At 67.8% G+C, this 19298-nt stretch carries 19 protein-coding genes; 4 read left to right on the forward strand and 15 right to left on the reverse strand.

Annotated features, from left to right (window positions below; genetic code table 11):
* Positions 1 to 349: 349 nt before the first annotated feature.
* The 11 genes from ACL9RL_RS19365 to ACL9RL_RS19415 form a co-directional block, all read right to left on the reverse strand.
* Positions 350 to 1879: a hypothetical protein gene (locus tag ACL9RL_RS19365; RefSeq protein WP_422781930.1), complete on the reverse strand. Its 1530-nt coding sequence runs from the start codon at positions 1877 to 1879 to the stop codon at positions 350 to 352.
* Positions 1869 to 2705, reverse strand: a complete 837-nt coding sequence (locus ACL9RL_RS19370) for a TIGR03943 family putative permease subunit (RefSeq protein WP_422781931.1) — start codon at positions 2703 to 2705, stop codon at positions 1869 to 1871. Before ACL9RL_RS19370 ends, ACL9RL_RS19365 begins: the two co-directional genes overlap by 11 nt.
* The gene (locus ACL9RL_RS19375) at positions 2698 to 3612 is read right to left on the reverse strand and encodes a permease (protein WP_422781974.1); all 915 of its coding nucleotides are present in this window, start codon (positions 3610 to 3612) and stop codon (positions 2698 to 2700) included. The genes ACL9RL_RS19370 and ACL9RL_RS19375 overlap by 8 nt, the downstream gene beginning before the upstream one ends.
* 152 nt (positions 3613 to 3764) lie before the next feature.
* The gene (locus ACL9RL_RS19380; RefSeq protein WP_422781932.1) at positions 3765 to 4250 is read right to left on the reverse strand and encodes a Fur family transcriptional regulator; all 486 of its coding nucleotides are present in this window, start codon (positions 4248 to 4250) and stop codon (positions 3765 to 3767) included.
* A 53-nt stretch (positions 4251 to 4303) separates the two neighbouring features.
* Entirely contained in the window at positions 4304 to 5326 is a 1023-nt protein-coding gene (locus tag ACL9RL_RS19385; RefSeq protein ID WP_422781933.1) for a metal ABC transporter permease, read from the reverse strand.
* Positions 5323 to 6210: a metal ABC transporter ATP-binding protein gene (locus ACL9RL_RS19390; RefSeq protein ID WP_422781975.1), complete on the reverse strand. Its 888-nt coding sequence runs from the start codon at positions 6208 to 6210 to the stop codon at positions 5323 to 5325. The genes ACL9RL_RS19385 and ACL9RL_RS19390 overlap by 4 nt, the downstream gene beginning before the upstream one ends.
* Positions 6211 to 6233: 23 nt before the next feature.
* Positions 6234 to 7151, reverse strand: a complete 918-nt coding sequence (locus tag ACL9RL_RS19395) for a metal ABC transporter solute-binding protein, Zn/Mn family (RefSeq protein ID WP_422781934.1) — start codon at positions 7149 to 7151, stop codon at positions 6234 to 6236.
* Between the two features lie 246 nt (positions 7152 to 7397).
* Positions 7398 to 8831, reverse strand: a complete 1434-nt coding sequence (locus tag ACL9RL_RS19400) for a dihydrolipoamide acetyltransferase family protein (RefSeq protein WP_422781935.1) — start codon at positions 8829 to 8831, stop codon at positions 7398 to 7400.
* 69 nt (positions 8832 to 8900) lie between these two features.
* Positions 8901 to 9881, reverse strand: a complete 981-nt coding sequence (locus tag ACL9RL_RS19405; RefSeq protein ID WP_422781936.1) for an alpha-ketoacid dehydrogenase subunit beta — start codon at positions 9879 to 9881, stop codon at positions 8901 to 8903.
* A complete protein-coding gene (locus tag ACL9RL_RS19410; RefSeq protein WP_422781937.1) occupies positions 9878 to 11017 on the reverse strand; it encodes a thiamine pyrophosphate-dependent dehydrogenase E1 component subunit alpha in 1140 nt (379 codons plus the stop codon). Before ACL9RL_RS19410 ends, ACL9RL_RS19405 begins: the two co-directional genes overlap by 4 nt.
* Positions 11018 to 11021: 4 nt before the next feature.
* On the reverse strand, positions 11022 to 12107 hold the full coding sequence (locus ACL9RL_RS19415; protein WP_422781976.1) for a histidinol-phosphate transaminase: 1086 nt from the start codon (positions 12105 to 12107) through the stop codon (positions 11022 to 11024).
* A gap of 292 nt (positions 12108 to 12399) precedes the next feature.
* Between ACL9RL_RS19415 and ACL9RL_RS19420 the strand changes: the two genes are divergently transcribed.
* From ACL9RL_RS19420 to purB, 3 genes are all read left to right on the forward strand, one after another.
* Positions 12400 to 12792: a phage holin family protein gene (locus ACL9RL_RS19420; RefSeq protein ID WP_422781938.1), complete on the forward strand. Its 393-nt coding sequence runs from the start codon at positions 12400 to 12402 to the stop codon at positions 12790 to 12792.
* Between the two features lie 70 nt (positions 12793 to 12862).
* Entirely contained in the window at positions 12863 to 13393 is a 531-nt protein-coding gene (locus ACL9RL_RS19425; protein WP_422781939.1) for a low molecular weight protein-tyrosine-phosphatase, read from the forward strand.
* Entirely contained in the window at positions 13390 to 14772 is a 1383-nt protein-coding gene (gene purB, locus ACL9RL_RS19430; protein WP_422781940.1) for an adenylosuccinate lyase, read from the forward strand. Before ACL9RL_RS19425 ends, purB begins: the two co-directional genes overlap by 4 nt.
* A gap of 245 nt (positions 14773 to 15017) precedes the next feature.
* Here purB and ACL9RL_RS19435 read toward each other — a convergent pair whose 3' ends face one another.
* A complete protein-coding gene (locus ACL9RL_RS19435) occupies positions 15018 to 15293 on the reverse strand; it encodes a hypothetical protein (RefSeq protein WP_422781941.1) in 276 nt (91 codons plus the stop codon).
* Complete coding sequence (locus ACL9RL_RS19440) at positions 15290 to 15931, reverse strand: DUF308 domain-containing protein (RefSeq protein ID WP_422781942.1); 642 nt, start codon at positions 15929 to 15931, stop codon at positions 15290 to 15292. The genes ACL9RL_RS19435 and ACL9RL_RS19440 overlap by 4 nt, the downstream gene beginning before the upstream one ends.
* Before the next feature lie 390 nt (positions 15932 to 16321).
* Here ACL9RL_RS19440 and ACL9RL_RS19445 point away from each other — a divergent pair, with 390 nt between their 5' ends.
* Positions 16322 to 17305 carry an endo alpha-1,4 polygalactosaminidase gene (locus ACL9RL_RS19445; RefSeq protein WP_422781943.1) on the forward strand — a complete coding sequence of 328 codons (984 nt, stop codon included), beginning with the start codon at positions 16322 to 16324 and terminating at the stop codon, positions 17303 to 17305.
* Positions 17306 to 17425: 120 nt separating this feature from the next.
* Here ACL9RL_RS19445 and ACL9RL_RS19450 read toward each other — a convergent pair whose 3' ends face one another.
* Positions 17426 to 17653 (reverse strand): RNA-binding S4 domain-containing protein, encoded by a 228-nt coding sequence (locus ACL9RL_RS19450; RefSeq protein ID WP_422781944.1) that lies wholly within the window; start codon positions 17651 to 17653, stop codon positions 17426 to 17428.
* 99 nt (positions 17654 to 17752) lie between these two features.
* A complete protein-coding gene (dnaB, locus tag ACL9RL_RS19455; protein WP_422781945.1) occupies positions 17753 to 19129 on the reverse strand; it encodes a replicative DNA helicase in 1377 nt (458 codons plus the stop codon).
* Positions 19130 to 19298: the final 169 nt, after the last annotated feature.

A 19298-nucleotide genomic window follows, 5' to 3' on the forward strand; every position in this document is an offset into this window, starting at 1 on the left:
TGTTGAGTTCTCAAGGATCGGATGCTCCTGCCTTTGGCCTCACGACCGCCCTGCAGGGCAACTTCTCTAGCTTACCAGACTCAGTCAGTATGTCAAATCCGTGTGGCCGCGATTCTCATTGGAATACGGGCGGGATCTGAGCGACTAAGCTTGGATTTTTCAACCGAGACTTGAAGGAAGTCTGACTCGAAAGTCGCTTCACTTTTGGCTGAGTATCAGTCCCACTTGAGGCCGGGAAGCTCTTCCGCTTCCCGCACCTTTGGGGTGACGAGTGATTACTTTACGTGGATCCCGCATACCCCGCAAATCCCGCACGCAGCCCGGGCGTGTCGCCCGGAAACACGCGGTTTCAGTTCGGGCTCGCCACAGCAGGGCACCAGGACAGGTCGAAGCCGGGAACGGTCGCTTTCACGGTTCCCGTGGCGGACTCGACGATCTCGGTGACCGGGCCGCGCGGCATCGGCAGGTTGGGGTACCCGTCGAAGCCGGCGGACGCGAAACCGGGGACCGTGACGACGGCGACGTACTCGGCGTTCGGCGATGCGCACACTCCCCAGAGAACGGTGCCGTCCTTCGGGTGGTACAGCTCGGCGGTCGCACCGTCCTTGACGGCGATCACCCGCTGGTCGGTCGTGAGCGTTGCGGCGTCGTAGGCCGAGTAGATCCGCGCATACAACTGCTCACTCAATGCGACGAGCTGCCCCGGGATGTCGTTGGCCGGCAACGACGGCAGCGACAACGGCTTCGAATCGCCGTTCGAGAGATCGAGGACGACGACGCCGTCGAGCTGCTCGACGACCACCTTCGTCGTCCCCGGGATGAAACTCTGCAACAGGGTGGAGCGCCCGAGCAGACTCGGCTGCGCCTGACCCGTCGGGTCCAGCAACTCGAGCGAACTGTCGAGCGTGCGCACGAGCATCGACGCCGTCTTCGGAACGAACCGCCACTCAGAGGTGTGCACGGCGCCACCGTCGATGCCTGGCACCCGCTGCAGTTTCGAACCCGGCTTCCGGACATCGAGCGAATAGAGCGTCAGGTTGTCCCCGCCGGCACGGCTGAACGACTGCTCCGTGAAGAGGAAGCCGATGATCCCCTGCGACGGAGAACTCTGCAACTGCATGATGGAACCCCCGACGGGGAGTTCGACCGGCGTCGCCTTCCCGCTCTCGACGTCCACCATCGACAACTCGCTCAACCCGCCGAGGGACAGCGTCGCAACGGCCAACGACGTTCCGACCTCCGCGAACTCCTGGATGCGGGGTGCGCTGTAGACCGTCCGCTCCGGGCTCCCGTCGAGGGAGAGGGCGACGATCCGGTCATCGGTCTTCTTCGCCTGCGGGTCCTTGGCCGGCACCGGATTGCGGATGAGGGAGTAGAGCTGCGGGCTGGTCGTGGTGAACCCGGTGGAGAGCGTCGACGCGACACCACCGCCTGGGGCCTTCACTCCGGCCACCTCGATGGCGTACTCCGTGGCGTACTTCAGCGGTTGCGAGAACTGCACGGTGATCATGTTGCCGGAGGCCGTGGTCTCGAAGTCCGCCTTCGGTGAGATCGAGACGGCGCCGTCGTCGAGCTTGCCGAGTTGCTGGTTGACGTAGAGCACGACCCGCTGCCCGGAGGACTCCACCAGACCGGCGGGATCGACGTCCGTCCGCACGAGCTTCGGACCCTGCACGGATCCGGCGAGCGCCGCGACGCCGGCGAGCAGCAGGAGGGAGACGATGACGATGGCGACGAGCCGGCGGAAGCGGCGGTCGCCGGCGTCTCCCGTCGACCGGCCGGCGGCATCGCGGGCCCGATCGCGGCGACGCCCACCGGTCGGCCCCTGGCTGGTCGCCCCCGACTCACCCCGGCTGGGCATCACACCATCAGTACTCATACGGATCGCTCGGTTCCGGGATGCCGTCGACCTTCGGCTGGTTCACCTGGAGGGTGTGGGCGGAGTCGGCTCCGTCGGCGATCGTTCCGGTGACCTGGACCCACGCCCCCGCGGCGAACTGCTTCTCCCACCCCGGCTGATGCACGGGGACGCCGACGGGCTGGGCGTCGACCGCGCAGCAGTTGACGACGAAGCGTGAGATGAAGAAGACGTCGGCGTCATCCGGATCGCTGATGATGAACCCTGTGCCGGAGAACGGCTTGCCCACGAGGTCGGCAGGACGCGTGGTCTGACGCAGCAGCGTCGCCCAGTCCTTGATGCCGAAGGTGCTGAAGTCCGGGTTGGCGGTCAGCACGGCCTGGGCGTCCTTGCCGTCGACCGTTCCGGAGAGCGTGCCGGAGTTGACCTGACGCTGGTCCGCGGTGGCGACCGACAGCGTCGCGGGCGGGAGCACCACCATCGCGGTCACGATCGCAAGACTGCCGATGACGGAGAGGGTGGCCAGGACGGCGCGTCCCCTGCGCGGCGGTTCGGTCTCCGCCGGGACGTTCACGAGCACGCTGAACAGACCGAGCACCACCGCGATGCCGGCCATGATGACCGTGAACACGAAGTAGCGGGGGTGCACGTACAGACCGAGCCGGTCCGTCATCGCGAGCCACACGATGCAGACGGCCGCCGTCACGAGGAGCAGGACGCCCCACCAGCGCTGCCGCAGGCCGTCGAGGCTGAAGCGGCGGCGGGTGCCGACCCGATCCGCGGGCGAGGGATCGTGGGTGTGGCCCTGCTCGTGGGTGTGACCCTGCTCGCGCGTGTGCTCAGGCAAGTGCGTTCACCCCGAATCCGAGCGCTGCGGAGAAGAGGATGGCGATCGCCGTGATCTGCACGAGCGTCCTCGTTGTGTAGGTGGTCCGCATGAGCGCCAGCATCTTGACGTCGACCACGGGTCCGAGCACGAGGAACGCGACGATCGACCCCGGCATAAACGTGGACCCGAACGACAGCACGAAGAACGCGTCCACGTTGGAACAGATCGAGACGATCAGGGCGAGCGCCATCATCGCGAGCACCGACCAGACCGGATTTGCGCCGAGCGTGACGAGGACCTCTCGCGGCACGAGCACCTGGACGGCCCCGGCGACGGCGGAGCCGATCAGCAGCGCCGGCATGATAGCGCGGGCCTCCGCGACGAACTGCTGCAGCGTCTGTTCCAGGCGGCTGTGCTCGTGGTCGTGCTCCTCGGTGATCTCGCAGTACGCCTGGAACCTCGGCGTCAGCAGCGATGCGGGATCGGGGTGACGACTGAACAGCCAGCCGATGAGGTTCGCGAGCACAAACCCGCCGACGAGCCTGGCGACGAGGATCCCGCCGTCCCAGCCGAACGCCTGATGCGTCGTGACGATGACGATCGGGTTCAGGATCGGCGCCGCGAGCAGGAACGTGATCGACTCCGGCACGGTGAACCCTCGGAGGATGAGCCCGCGGGCGAGTGGGACGTTGCCGCACTCGCACACCGGCAGGAACATCCCGAGCAGGGAGATGCATGCGCGGCGGAGGATCTGGTTCTGCGGCAGCCACCGCTCGAGCCATCCGGCCGGCAGCCACACCTGCACGAGGATCGACAGCACGATGCCGAGGACCACGAACGGCAGGGACTCCACCACGACGCTGAGCGTGAGCGTGAAGAAGTCCTTGACCACGTTGGGCGGGGTGAGCTCCGCGCTGATCGGCATCGTGGCGCGGAGGACGAAGAGTCCGACGATGACGATCCCGGCTCCGGCGAGCGCGAGCGGCGTCTTGAGGTTCCGCGGCTCGCGTTCCTCCTCGAGATTCCAGGTCTCGGTCTCAGGCCACAATTCGGACCGGAGGCTGTCCCTGGGAGGGGTCACTGCTGCTGAGCGGGGTGCGTGGACGGGCGGGCGGGGGCCGCGTGGGCGTGGGCGTCGTCCGCCGTGAGCGCGCCAGCCTGGTCCGATGCGGCGGCGGCCGCTGAGCAGTCGGCGCACAGCCCGAAGATGTCGACGACGTGCTGCGCCTGGGTGAAGCCCTGCTGTGATGCGACCCGGCGTGCCCACGCCTCGACCTCATCGGCCTCGATCTCGATGGTCAGACCGCAATTGCGGCAGATGAGGTGGTGGTGGTGCTTCCCCGGTGTGCAGGCGCGGTACAGGCTCTCGCCCTCCGGCGACTGCAGCGAGTCGGCTTCGCCCTCGACCGAGAGGTCCGCGAGCGCGCGGTATACCGTCGCCAGGCCGATGGGAGAACCGGTCGCGTGGAGTTCGGCGTGCAGTCCCTGCGCGCTGATGAATCCGTCGTTGCCGCCGAGGGCTTCGCGAACGGCTTCGCGTTGCCAGGTGTTCCGTTTCGCCACGACTCCTCCTCGTCGTCTCAAGGGTACCCGTTGGGGCGCACGGAGCGGGCCGGTCATCGCCGGGTTGCCAGGGGGCGCTCAGCGCCGGCGGAACCGATGCCGGACGGGCCGACTCGTCCAACGCGTCCGGGTTCCGTCCTCCTGCGCTGCTGACGAGGGCCGATGATGCGGCACACGAGGTAGATCAGGAACGAGATGGTCGTGATGTACGGGCTGATCGGCAGGGAGCCGCCGAGCGCGAGCAGGACGCCGCCCACCGCGGAGACGAACCCGAACAGCATGCTCAGCACAGGAACGAGCACTGGCGAGGACGACACCCGGAGCGCGGCGGCGGCCGGCGTCACGAGCAGGGCCAGCACGAGCAGCGCACCGATGATCTGCACCGACACCGCCACCATGAGCCCGAGCAGCACCATAAAGGCGAGGGACACGAACCGGCCGGGCACACCGCGGGCGGCGGCGACATCCGGGTCGAGGCTGTCGAAGGTGAGCGGACGCCACATGAGGAGCAGCCCGATGAGGACCACGATGCTGATGCCGATGAGCCAGAAGAGCTGCGGGTCGTCGACCGAGACGATCTGCCCGGTCAACAGGCCGAACTTGTTCGCGCTCCGGCCCGGATACAGGGCGAGGAACAGGATGCCGAGGCCCAGCCCGAACGGCATCAGGACGCCGATGATCGAGTTCCGGTCCCGGGCCTTGGCCCCGAGCAGCCCGATCATGATGGCCGCGATGAGCGACCCGACGAGCGAACCCGCGACCACGTTGAGCCCGAGGAGCAGGGCGCCGGCCGCACCGGCGAAGGAGAGCTCGCTGATCCCGTGCACGGCGAAGGCCATGTCCCGCTGCATCACGAAGACGCCGATCAGTCCACCCACGATGCCGAGCACCGCTGCGGCCACGATCGAATTGTGGACGAGGGAGAGGAGGTCGCCGTAGTCGGAGAAGGAGAAGAGCCTGCCCCAGATGCTGTCGTCACCCGGCGTCGCCGCCGGGGTCGCGATGGGGGCGGCCGCAGCGGCGCTCACCAACCCGTGCAGGGAGGTGAGGGCCGACATCGCGATCGTTCCGCTCATCGCTCAGCCTCCGGGAGAACGAGACCGTGCTCGTCGTGGTGGTGATGGTGCGTCTCGCTGTCCGGGATGCCGACGACGACGACACGGCCGTGGCTGCGGAGGACGTCGACGGGTGTGCCGTAGAGGTCGGAGAGGACCTCGCTGCGCAGCACCTCGTCCGGCGTCCCCTCACGGAAGCGGCCACCGGCGAGATAGAGGATGCGGTCGACCATGGGCAGCACGGGGTTCACATCGTGCGTCACGAAGACGACGGCGGCGTTGTGCTCACGACGGCGGTGGTCGATGAGCTCGCTCACGCCGCGCTGGTGCTGGAGGTCAAGGCTCAGGAGCGGCTCGTCGCACAGGAGCAGTGCCGGATCGTCTGCGATGGCCTGGGCAACACGCAACCGCTGCTGCTCGCCACCCGACAGGCTGCCGACCGGGCTGTCCGCGTATCGCGAGGCGCCAACGGCATCGAGCAGGGAATCGACCCGAGCCCTCGTGGCGCGGCCGTGGACAGGGAAGCCGAACCGGTGCCCGTTGACACCGAGCGCCACCAGGTCGCGTCCGCGCATCGGTGTTCCGGCCGGGATGAGCTTCTGCTGCGGGATGTAGCCGATGCGGCGGTCGCCGCGACGGACCGGACCTCCCTCGAATCGGATGCTGCCGCCGTCGAGCGGCTGCTGGCCGAGGATGGTCTTGAGCAGGCTCGTCTTGCCTGAGCCGTTGGGGCCGAGGACGGCCAGGAACTCCCCCGGCGCGACCGTCAGATCGAGGCCGTGCCAGAGGGTCCGCCCGCCGAACCCGAGTTCCGCACCGCGCAGTTCGAGCACTGGCTCGCGCGTCGAGCCGGGTGACGGACGCTCCTCGCGACCGGCCCCCTGCTCGGCGTGCGCATCAGCCACTGCTGCTGCGGGTGCGGTTCCCGTCACTTCTGGAGCGCCTGCGCGATCGCTGCGACGTTGTCGGTCATCCAGGAGAGGTAGTCCTTGCCATCAGGCAGGGTCTCGGTGAACGGCACCACCGGGACGCCCGCTGCCTTCGCGGCGTTCTGGACCTGTTCGGTCTCTGCGCCGCTCGTCTGCTCATTGTAGGCAAGCATCGAGACCGTGCCTGACCCGAAGAGGTCGAGGGTCTCCTTGAGGACGGCCGGCGAGACGTCCGTGCCCTCTTCGATGGCCTCGCTGAACTCGGCCGGCGTCTTGTTGACGAGGCCGGCGCTCTGCATGAGGTACAGCGGGACGGGCTCCGTGATGGCTGCGCCCTCACCGTTGTGCGCGGCCTTGATCGCGGCTGCGGACGCCTCGATCTTGGCCAGGCTCGACTTGAACGTCTCCGCGTTCTTCGTGAAGTCGGCCGCGTTGGCGGAGTCGGCCTTGCCGAACTCCTTCGCGAGTTCATCGGCGAGCTTCGAGATCGTCGGCAGGTCGTAGAAGACGTGCTCGTTGAAGCCCTCCGTCTTGCCGTCGGGGTCGAGGCCCGAGAGCTTGACGACGTTGATGACGGTCCGGTCGGAGTTGCCGGCTGAGGAGATGAGCGTGTCGACGAAGGGGTCGTACCCGCCACCGTTCTCGATGATGACCGACGCCTTCTTGACCGCCAGCTGGTCCTGGGCGCTCGCCTCGAAGGAGTGCGGGTCCTGGGCGCTGGAACTGATGAGGGAGGTGACCGCGATGTGGTCGCCGCCGATCTTGGTCGCGATGTCGCCGTAGACGTTGGTGGAGGCGACGACGTCGACCTTGCCGGAGCCGGTCGACGCGTCAGAGGACGTCGCGGAGCATCCTGCGAGGAGGAGGGCAGCCGCTGGGAGGATCGCGAGGAGGGCTGTGGTTCTGCGTGTGCGCATCGGCAGGCTTTCTAGGTTGGGGTGGATGACCCCACGGTACGCCTATTGATACTGATTCTCAAACTCAGCGGCGTGCGTGCGGCGGACGCTCAGCTTGCGCCATACCCCGGGGCATGCCCCAGAAGAGGAGAACCGCCTGAGGGAAGGCCGGATCCTCGCGGATCGGCCTTCCCTCAGGCGGTTTGCCTGCTGCCATGCGGCGCGGCAGCGGCAGCGGCAGCGGCAGCGGCAGCGGCAGCAGCTCGGCTACTCCAGGAGCAGCGCCGGCTCCTCGATGATCGACGCGACGTCCGCCAGGAAGCGGCTCGCCACATCGCCGTCCACCACGCGGTGGTCGAAGGACGCGCCGAGCGTCGTGACGTAGCGCACGCGCACCTCGCCGTCGACGACCCACGGCTTCTGCTTGATCGTGCCCAGCGCGACGATGCCGGCTTCGCCCGCGTTCAGGATGGGCGTGCCGGTGTCCATGCCGAAGACGCCGATGTTCGTGACCGTGATCGTGCCGCCCTGCTGGTCCGCGGGCGTCGTCTTGCCGTCGCGAGCGGTGAGCGTGAGCTTCTCGAGCGCCTGAGCCAGTTCGAGCAGGCTCATCGCCTGCGCCTCCTTGATGTTCGGCACGAGCAGACCGCGAGGGGTCGCGGCGGCCACACCGAAGTTCACGTAGTGCTGGACGATGATCTCCTCATCCGTCCACCTGCTGTTGACCGTCGGGTTGCGGCGCACGGCCCAGATCATCGCCTTCGCCATGATGAGCAGCGGCGAGACCTTGACGCCCGCGAAGTCGGTGGACGCCTTGAGGCGCTTCACGAACTCCATCGTGCGCGTCGCATCGACGTCCACGAACAGCGAGACGTGCGGGGCGGTGAACGCACTCTTGACCATGGCGTTGGCGATCGCCTTGCGGACACCCTTGACCGGGATGCGCTCCTCGCGCTCGTCGGCCCAGTCCGGCGTCTGGATGTTGCGGAAGACGCTCGCCTGGCTGGCCTCACGCACAACGTCGTCTCGGGTGATCTCACCGGCGAGCCCGGTGGCCTCGACCGTTGCGAGGTCGACACCGAGGTCCTTCGCGAGCTTGCGGATGGGCGGCTTCGCGATGACGGGCGATGCCGATGCCGCCGGCACGCTGGACGGGACGACGCGCTTCTGCGGCGCGGCAGGAGCCTGCGCGGCGGATGCGGCCGACGAGCCGACGCCCGGAGCGGCTGCCGCAGCAGCGCCGGCGCCTGCGGTCGCACCGGCGCCGACACGCCCACGACGACGGCTCTGCACATGCCCGGCCGACCCGTAGCCGACGAGCACCGCTCCCCCACCGTCCTCGTTCGACACGGTGGCAGCTGCGTCGGCCACGATCTGTGCACCCTCGGACGCAGCCTCCGCGGCCGCGCTCGAAACCCCGGCGCTCGCATCGGTCCCGGCTGCGGCAGCACCTGCTGCATCAGCGGACGTCACCTGGATGATGGGCGTGCCGACGTCGACCGTCTGCCCCTCCTGCACGAGCAGGGCGCCGACTGTGCCGGCGAACGGCGACGGCAGCTCGACGAGCGACTTGGCCGTCTCGATCTCCACGAGCACCTGATTGACCGACACCTCGTCGCCAGGGGCGACCTTCCAGGAGACGATCTCCGCCTCGGTCAGACCCTCGCCGACATCCGGCAGTTCGAACTGCAGATCACTCATGGTGTCCCTCATTTCTCCGGGCGGCCGAGCTGACGGCCCGCCCCCGCTCATCGCGAGCGATGGTACGCATCAGTAGGCCAACGAACGATCGATGGCTTCGAGCACCCGATCGGCGTCGGGCAGGTACAGCCCCTCCACCTTCGCGGGTGGGAACGGGGCGTCGAACCCGGAGACCCGCAGGACGGGCGCCTCCAGCGAGTAGAACGCGCGCTCCGTGACGGTCGCGGCGACCTCCGAACCGATGCTCGTGAAGCCGGGCGCCTCCTGGACGTAGACCATGCGGCCCGTCCGGCGGACCGACTCGACGATCGGCGTGTAGTCGATGGGCGAGAGCGAACGGATGTCGACGACCTCGACGCTCGTGCCCTCCGACTGCGCCAGCTCCGCCGCCTGCAGCAGGACGCTGATGACGGCACCGTGGCCGACGAGCGTCACGTCCGTCCCGGTGCGGACGACGCGGCTGCCGTGCAGAGGGGCCGCGGACGCCGACAGGTCGACCTCGCCCTTCGGCCAGTAGCGGCTCTTCGGCTCGAAGAAGATGACCGGGTCGTTGGACGCGATCGCCTCCTGGATCATCCAGTACGCGTCGTTCGGCGTGGACGGCGCCACCACGCGGAGGCCGGCCGTGTGCGCGAAGTACGCCTCTGGGCTCTCCTGGTGGTGCTCGATCGCGCCGATGTGCCCGCCGTACGGGATGCGGATGACGACCGGCAGCGAGAGCGAACCCTCGTGACGGTTCGTGAGCTTCGCGAGCTGCGTCGTGATCTGGTTGAACGCGGGGAACACGAACCCGTCGAACTGGATCTCGCACACCGGGCGGTAGCCGCGCATCGCCAGGCCGATCGCAGTGCCGACGATGCCGGACTCCGCGAGCGGGGTGTCAAGGACGCGCTTGTCGCCGAACTCGGCGTGCAGGCCCTCCGTGATGCGGAAGACGCCGCCGAGCGGGCCGATGTCCTCACCCATCAGGATGACCTTCTCGTCCTCCGTCATCGCCTTGCGGAGGCCGGCGTTCAGGGCCTTGGCCATCGGCATCGTCTCGACGCTCATGCCGCTCCCCCCTCGAAGGATGCTTCGTACTGTTCCAGCCAGGTCTTCTGCTCCGCGATGACCGGGTGCGGTTCCGAGTACACGTGATCGAAGATGATCGACGAATCGGGGGCTTCCAGCGCCAGCGTCCGGACGCGGACGTCCTCGGCGAGCGCCGCGGCCTCCGCATCCGCCTCGTCGAAGAACGCCTGCGAGGCGCCGAGGCCCTGCAGGTACGTCTTGAAGCGGGTGATGGGGTCGCGGGCGATCCACGACTCCGTCTCCTCATTGCTGCGGTACTTGGTGGGGTCGTCGCTCGTGGTGTGCGCGCCGACGCGGTACGTCATCGCCTCGATGAGGCTCGGACCCTGACCTGCGCGCGCCTCGTCGAGGTGCTTCGCGGAGACCGCGTAGCTGGCGAGGACGTCGTTGCCGTCGATCTGCACGCTGTTGAGCCCGAAGCCGGCGGCGCGCTGGTAGAGCGGCGTGCGGGACTGGCGCTCGACGGGCACGGAGATGGCCCACTGGTTGTTCTGCAGGAAGAAGACCTGCGGAGTCTGGTAGCTGGCCGCGAAGACCATCGCCTCGTTGACGTCGCCCTCTGAGCTGGAGCCGTCGCCGAAGTAGACGAGCACCGCCTCATCGCGCTCCGGGTCGCCCGTGCCGACGGCGCCATCGAAGTTCAGGCCCATCGCGTACCCGGTCGCATGCAGCGTCTGTGCGCCGAGCACGAGGGTATAGAGGTGGAAGTTGCCGTTCTTCGGGTCCGACGGGTTCCATCCGCCGTGCGTGTTGCCGCGCATCAGCCGGATGATGTCGATCGGGTCGATGCCGCGGATCATGCCGACGACGTGCTCACGGTACGAGGGGAAGATGTTGTCCTGAGCGCGAGCGGCACGGGCGGAACCTACCTGGGCCGCCTCCTGGCCGTGGCTCGGCGGCCACAGGGCCATCTGCCCCTGACGCTGCAGGTTCGTCGCCTCCTCGTCGAACGCGCGCACGCTCGCCATGTCGCGATAGAACTGCTGCAGATCCGTCTCAGTGAGGCGGTCGAGGAAGGGCTGGTACTGCTCGGACGTCGCCGAGGGGGTGAACGTCCCCGACGCATCGAGGAACTGCACGGGTGTCATGCGGTCGTCTTCTCCTGTTCGAGGCATCGTTCTACGCTACCCGCCTGGCCGGGTGGCCGTCCGGAAGTGTCGCCACAATCTCCGCGGCGGCTGTGAGGAGGTTCTCCACAGATTCCTCCTCGCCGATGGAGATGCGGAGGCCGTCGCCCGGGAAGAGGCGTCCGACGATCCCGTTGGCGACGAACACGTCGTTGGCGGCGACCGACTCCGCCCCGAGGGCGAGCCACACGAAGTTGCCGTTGGCCTCCGGGATGAACCAGCCCTGCTCGCGGAGGGCGCCGGCGACCTGGTCGCGGCGGGTCGAGATCTCGGCGGACCTGGTCTCGATCTCCGGGAGGTGGGCGATGGCTGCTGCCGCAGCGTCCTGAGCCGCCGCCGTGATCGACAGGGCGAGGGCCGCGTTGCGCGCCGCCTCGAGGATGGCAGGGTGGCCGATGGCCCAACCGATGCGGAGGCCGGCGAGACCGTACGCCTTGGAGAAGGTGCGGAGCACGATCACATTGGGGTGCGCATCGAGCAACGGGATGCCGTTGACGGCGTCGGGGTCGGTCACGAACTCGCGGTACGCCTCGTCGAGGACGATGAGGACGTCGGACGGGACGGCGGCGACGAACGCGGCGAAGGCGTCCTTCGTCACGATCGTGCTCGTCGGGTTGTTCGGGGTGCACACGATGATGAGGCGGGTGCGGTCCGTGACGGCAGCGGCCATCGCATCGAGGTCGTGGGAGCCGTCCGGACGGTTGGCAATCTGCACGCTCGTCGCACCGGCGACCGTCACGAGACCCGGGTAGGCCTCGAAGGAGCGCCAGGCGTAGAGGATCTCATCGCCAGGGCCGGCAGCGGCGTTGATGAACTGGCTGAGGATCGCGAGCGAACCGGAGCCCACGTGGATCCGGTCGACGCTGACGCCCTGCCAGTCCGCGATGGTCTGACGCAGGCGGAGGGCACCGCCGTCCGGGTACCGGTTGACGTCGGCGGCGGCTGCGACGATCGCCTCGTGCACCGCCGGCAGCGGGGGGAACGGGGTCTCGTTGCTCGACAGCTTGAAGGCGTCGGCCGCGGCAGGCTTTCCCTGTTTGTACGGCGGAAGGGCCGCGATCTCTGGGCGGAGCTTCACGGGGGACACGTTGTCGGCCGTCTCAGCTGGTGCCGGGGTTCCTGCTTGCTGGTTCTGCGCACTCACCCGTCGAGTCTATGGCCCGCTTGATTCCCGGAGCGGCATGGACTTCCAGCCTTCCCACGCCTGTTCGCAATTCAGGAGCGCCCCGGTGTGTCGGCCCCGCATCATGCCATCTGGGGCGACACGCCGAGAGCGCTCCTGAGTTGTGAACAGTCGAGCTCCCCCAGGCGACCGACGACGGTGGCACACGACCCTTGGGCTGCGCGGGACGGGATGGGACAATGGCCGCATGGGACGTTTCCTGCTGAACCTGCTCGCCAACGGCTTCGCCATCTGGGTCACCACCCTGCTCGTCGCCGGCATCCACATGACCGCCTACACGCCGGGCGACACCCTCGCGACCATCCTGACCTTCGCGCTCGTCGCGTTCATCTTCGCCGTCGTCAACACGATCGTCGGATCCATCATCAAGGTCCTCGCGTTCCCCCTCTACATCCTCACCCTCGGCCTCATCGCCCCCATCATCAACGGACTCCTGCTCCTCCTCACCGCGTGGGTGAGCAGCTGGTTCGGCTTCGGGCTCACGGTCGACGGCTTCTGGTGGGGCGTGCTGGGCGCCATCGTGATCTCCATCGTGAACTGGCTCATCGGCATCATCACGCGCCCGCAGCCGAGGCGGTAGCGGTTCCGGTGCCGGACGCGACCACGAATCCGTGTTCCCGCCGGGACCCCCTGTCCCCCAGAATGGAACCATGAACAGCATCGGGGAGGCCGACCCCGGCATCACCCCGTTCCGCGTGTGCTTCGTCTGCGCGGGCAACATCTGCCGTTCACCGATGGCCGCCGTGGTCTTCGCCGGGCTCGTCGACGCTGCAGGCCTGAGCGACCGGGTCGAGGTGACCTCGGCCGGCACGGGCGACTGGCACGTCGGAGAGCACGCCGATCACCGCACCGTGACGGCCCTCCAGCTGCGCGGCTTCGACGCGTCATCGCATCGGGCGAAGCAGTTCGACGCCGATCGGTTCCCCGAGTACGACCTCGTCGTCGCCCTGGACCGCAGCCACGACCGCATCCTCCGCACCTGGGCCACCACGGAGGCCGACCGCTCGAAGATCCACCTGCTGCTGGGCTTCGACCGCAGCCAGGCGGGCAAACTCGACGTCCCAGACCCCTATTACTCCGACGCGCAGATGTTCGACACCGTCCTCGACATGATCGACCACGCCTGCCGCGCACTGTTCCGCCAACTCGAACCAGCACTACAACAGGGAGCCACCCCATGACTCGTTTCCCCGCCCAGCCGATCAGCCCCCTCGACGGCCGCTACCGCGCAGCCGTCACGGAGCTCGGCGAGTACCTCTCCGAGGCCGGCCTCAACCGCGCCCGTGTGCAGGTCGAAGTCGAGTGGCTCATCACGCTCACGGACCGGTCGATGTTCGGCTCGTCTCCGCTGAGCGTCGACGAGATCGAGAGCCTGCGCGCGCTCTACCTCGAGTTCGGCCAGGCCGACATCGACTGGCTCGCCGAGAAGGAGGCCGTCACCCGTCACGATGTGAAGGCCGTCGAGTACCTCGTCCGCGACCGGCTGTCGGCGCTCGGTCTCGACCGCATCGCCGAGCTCACCCACATCGCGTGCACGAGCGAGGACATCAACAACCTCGCCTACGCGCTCACCGTCTCCGCGGCCGTGCAGTCGATCTGGCTGCCCAAGCTGCGCCTCGTGCTCGACGCGCTGCGCACGAAGGCCGTCGACTTCCGCGCCGTTCCGATGCTCGCCCGCACGCACGGCCAGCCCGCGACGCCCACCACGATGGGCCGCGAACTCGCCGTCACGGTGTACCGCCTGGAGCGGATCGCCCTGCAGATCGAGGCCAACGAGTACCTCGGCAAGTTCTCCGGTGCGACCGGCACCTTCGCCGCCCACCTCGTCGCGGACCCCGAGGCCGACTGGCCGACGATCTCACGCGAGTTCGTGCAGGGGCTCGGCCTCGACTGGAACCCGCTCACCACGCAGATCGAGTCGCACGACTGGCAGGCAGAGCTCTACGGCAAGATCTCCCACGCCAACCGCGTGCTGCACAACCTCGCGACCGACATCTGGACGTACATCTCCATCGGCTACTTCCGTCAGATCCCCGTCGCCGGTGCGACCGGTTCCTCGACGATGCCGCACAAGGTCAACCCGATCCGCTTCGAGAACGCCGAGGCGAACCTCGAACTCTCGAGCGCGATCCTCGACTCCCTCGCAGCGACCCTCGTCACCTCGCGTCTGCAGCGCGACCTGACCGACTCCAGCGCGCAGCGCAACATCGGCGTCGGGTTCGGACACTCGCTGCTCGCGCTCGACAACATCCTGGGCGGCCTTGGCCAGATCGACCTGGCCGAGGACGTGCTCGCCGCCGACCTCGACACCAACTGGGAGGTCCTCGGCGAGGCGATCCAGACGGTCATCCGCGCAGAGGTCACCGCCGGCCGGTCCACGATCGAGGACCCGTACGCCGTGCTCAAGGAGCTGACGCGAGGCAAGCGCATCGGCCAGGCCGACCTCGTCGAGTTCCTCAACGGTCTCGACATCGGCGACGCCGCCAAGGAGCGTCTGCTCGCGCTCACGCCGTCCACGTACATCGGCCTGTCGGACTCGCTCGTCGACTACCTGCCGTAGCGTCCGCGGCGGCGGTCGCTCTGCGGCCGTCGCCCTTGCGCCGCAGTGCCTGCGCGTGGCATTCGCCGTTGTGCCCGCCTCGTGTGCTTCGTGTACTTCCGCAATTCAGGAACTTCTGCAGAATTCAGGAAGATTCAGGACTCAACGCGACGAAATCGTCCTGAATTCAGTGGAGCGTCCTGAATTCTGCAAACCGGCTGGAGGCGTGCAAGCGCTGACTAGCGCAGGCGCGAACAAGCGTTCCGTCAGTGACCGGACGGCGGCCGCGGCGCCGGCGGCTCGTCGGTACCGCGGTCCTGCTCGTCGAGGTCGCGCTTCTCCTCGAGGTCGGGCTTGACCGCGAGGGCCAGCATCGCGAGCACGATGAGCGACACGATGAACGCGACGCCCAGCCCGATGACGCCGAACATGAGGTCGCGGGTGGACATCAGCACAACGAGGCCGGTGAACACACCCATCACTCCGGAGAGGATGAGCAGCTCGACTGGCCGCAGCACGTCGTCTCGGTTGGGCTTGGTCACAGCGCCGCCTCCGGCTCGTTCGACGGGGAGATCTGCTTCGCTGCAGCCCATTTCAGGGAAAGACCGCCGATGACCAGGAAGACCCCGATGATCGCCGCGTAGGCGCCGACGAGTCCGACGACGACGATGTCGGCGCGCAGGATGCCTTCGATGCCGCCAGGAGCGGCGAATCGCTGCTCGAGGCCCGGCGGGACGAGGAGCGTCGCGATGGCGAGGAGGACGGTGAACGCGCCGACGGCGGTCCAGTCCTTCGCGCCGGGGTGGCGTCCGCGGTTGCGCAGACCGCTGTAGAGCTCGAGGAAGCCGGTGAGCGCAGCCCACACGGACACGACGTAGAGGAGCATGCCGAGGCCGCCGCCGCTCAGCACGAGCGCCAGCACACCGGTGACGACGCCGATGACGCCCTGGCCGACGAAGAACGCACGCGTCACGGGCTCGCTCACCAGACGGATGCTGGCGATTCCGACGACGAGGCCGGAGGCCAGCGCGAATGCGCCGAACACGTTGAGGCCGAAGTGCGACGAGTGTCCGGCGGTGAACGTGATGACACCGGCCGTGGCGAGCGCAACCACAGCGCGCAGGATCGGCACCATCCAGTACCGGTCGTGCCGGGCGCCGTCGATCGGGTTTCTGGCCACGGTGAACGTCTCAATCTCTTGCAGGAAGTCCATACCAGCTTACGCGTTCGGCGGCTCCGAATCTGCCGGGTGCCTGGATGCCCGTGGCCGCGCGTGCTCCAGCCGCCGCACGGCAGGAGGAGATCCGCCCCACAGAAGGACAAATCCGCCGGAAACGTCCTTCTCTCGCGCGGTTCCCCTTCTGCCGTGCGCTGCCGTGCGGCGGGCCGCTTCTCCCCAGGAGCAGCTTCATCCCCTGATCCTCCTCCTGGACCCTGAGGACCATAATGCCGATGTCTCGTAGGCTTGGGGCAGCGTGGAGTACCCAGCCGGCGCGTTCATCAGTGAACCGACCCGGACCGTGACGCCAGAGATCAGCTCGAGGCGGGGCATCCACAGACTGGAACGGTCATGCGATCCTTCCCCGCCAGACGTACCGCGACGACAGCGCTCGTGGTCGGAAGTGCCGCCGTCGTGGTCGGAATTGCCGCCGTCGTGGCCATCGTTGCGCTCGGCATCGGGGTCGGTATCGGTGGCGGCGCTCGGACCGGCGCGGGCACCCGGCCTGCTCACGATGGCGCCTCCGCTGGGATGTCGACATCGAGTCCCACGCCGACGCCCGCGGGTTCCCGCAGCACCACGACCGGGAACGCCGTGGTCACCCTGCCGCCCGCGCACGGGCGCGCCGACTACCAACTCGGCGGGTCCTATCCGCCGGAGCCGTCAGTGGAGATCGTCGTCCGGGACAGCAGCTCCTCCCCCGTGTCCGGTGTCTACAACATCTGTTACGTGAACGCGTTCCAGACGCAGCCGGGCGACGCCGAGTTCTGGACCGGCCAGCATCCTGATCTCGTCTTGCAGAGCGCTGATGGAGGTCCGCTCGTCGATCCGGAATGGCCCGACGAGTACCTCCTCGACACCTCATCAGGAAGCAAGCGCGCAGCGATCGCGGCGATCGTGAACGGCTGGATCGACGAGTGCGCGGCGAAGGGGTTCCAGGCCGTGGAGCCGGACAATCTCGACTCGTACAGTCGATCGCACGGCGCCCTCACCCAGGCTGACAACATCGCGCTCGCCACCCAGCTCGTCCGTCACGCGCACGAGTCGGGTCTTGCCATCGCTCAGAAGAACACGCCCGATCTAGGATCCGCCGCGGCGGACACGATCGGATTCGACTTCGCCGTCGCCGTCGCCGAGGAATGCCAGGTCTACAACGAGTGCGGCGCCTACACCGACGTCTACGGCACCCACGTCATCGAAATCGAGTACGCCGACACGCCCCGGGCCGCGTTCACGGCCGCATGTGCCGCGCGCGGCGCATCGATCTCCGTCCTCCTTCGAGATCGGGGCGTCGCCCCTGCGTCGTCCCCCGCCTATCGCTACGAAACCTGCTGACAGCCCGCGAGGGGTCGCAAACGGCTAGTTGGACGGGGCCTGGACTAGCCATATGCGACCCCTCGCGGGCTGAGGTGGGGCGGACTAGACGTACCGGCGCTGGGCCCGCAAATCAGCCAGTCACGCGCAGACGCGCACGCTGCGACCGCTGAAACTCACGATGTCGCCGAGCTGGAGCTGCCGTCCGCGACGGCGATCGACCTCGCCGTTCACGGAGACATATCCGTCGAGGATGGCTTCCTTGACCGTTCCACCGGAGTCGAGCGCCCCGGCGAACTTCAGGAACTGGCCGAGGCGGATGCTTTCGCCGCCGATCGAGACGTCGTCGATCGGGTCCGGAGTTGTCATGTCTGAATGGTAGCCGACGGCCTATGCACGAGGGCCGCTCGCGCCTCGACATCATCGTCGAGCACGAGGCGACTCCCCGAGGGAGGAACAGGTGGCGGCCTAAATCCCCGGCGCCATATCCGCGAAGCGCGAGAAGTGGCCGTGGAAGCCGACGGTGATGGTGCGGGTGGGGCCGTTGCGGTGCTTGGCGATGATGAGGTCGGCCTCGCCGGCTCGGGGGCTGTCCTTCTCGTAGGCGGACTCACGGTGCAGGAGCACCACCATGTCGGCGTCCTGCTCGATCGAGCCCGATTCACGGAGGTCGGAGAGGGCCGGCATCTTGTCGGCACGCTGCTCAGCGCCACGGTTCAGCTGCGACAGGGCGATGACGGGGACCTGGAGCTCCTTCGCCATGAGCTTCAGTGCACGGGAGAACTCCGAGACCTCCTGCTGACGGCTCTCGACACGCTTGCCGGAGGTCAGGAGCTGCAGGTAGTCGATGACGACCATCTTCAGGCCGACCTTCTGCTTGAGTCGACGGCACTTCGCCCGGATCTCGACGAGCGTCATGTTCGGGCTGTCGTCGATGTAGAGCGGGGCATCATTGATGCGGCCGCGGACCTGGGCGATCTTCGTCCAGTCCTGCGAGTCGACCGTGCCCTTGCGCATGAGCTGCAGCGGCACGGACGCCTCGGCACTCATCAGACGCATGGCGATCTCACTACGACCCATTTCGAGCGAGAAGAAGATCGACGGCTGGTTGTAGTGGACCGATGCCGCACGGGCGAAATCGAGCGCGAGCGTCGACTTTCCGATGGCGGGTCGGGCCGCGACGATGATGAGCTGGCCCGGGTGCAGGCCGTTCGTGAGCTCGTCGAGCTCCTTGAACCCCGTTGGCACACCCGTCATGGAGCCATCGGTGTGCTTCGCAGCCTCGATCTCGTCGATGGCGGCACTCACGGCCTCGGTCAGGGGGACGTAATCCTCGACCTCCTGGGTGCCTGAGACGGCATAGATCTCGGCCTGAGCCGTGTTGACGAGCTCCACGGCCTCGCCCTCGGCCGCATACCCCATCTGGACGATGCGCGTGCCGGCCTCGACAAGACGACGCAGCAGGGCGCGCTCGGAGACGATGCGGGCGTAGTACCCGGCGTTGGCCGCAGTAGGCACGAGGCTCGTGAGCGTGTGCAGGTAGTCCGCGCCGCCGGCACGGGAGAGCTCACCGGTCTTGACGAGCTCGTCGGTGACCGTGATGACGTCGGTGGGCTCACCGTGCGAGTACAGCGTCAGCAGGGCGTCGTAGATGACCTCGTGCTTGGGGATGTAGAAGTCGACCCCGCGGAGGATCTCGACGACGTCGGCGACCGCGTCCTTGCTGAGCAGCATGCCGCCGAGGGCGCTCTGCTCCGCGAGGAGGTCGTGGGGCGGCGTGCGCTCGGTGCTGCGCGGTTCATCATATGAACGTGATTCACCGGTCCCCAGATGAGCGATCGACAACGCAACTTCCTCTCGCAGACGTGACGCCGGGCGGTCTCCCGCAGAACGTCAACTGGGCACAGCATCGCAGCACCCTCCGACACGGCTTGTCGGTGGAACTGTCATGGCCGCACGGATCGCCCCGACGATGCTTCGTCCGGGCGTTCGAGAGGCCGATGACTCACCCTAA

This window comes from Plantibacter sp. Mn2098, from assembly GCF_049319745.1.
Taxonomy (GTDB): Bacteria; Actinomycetota; Actinomycetes; order Actinomycetales; family Microbacteriaceae; genus Plantibacter.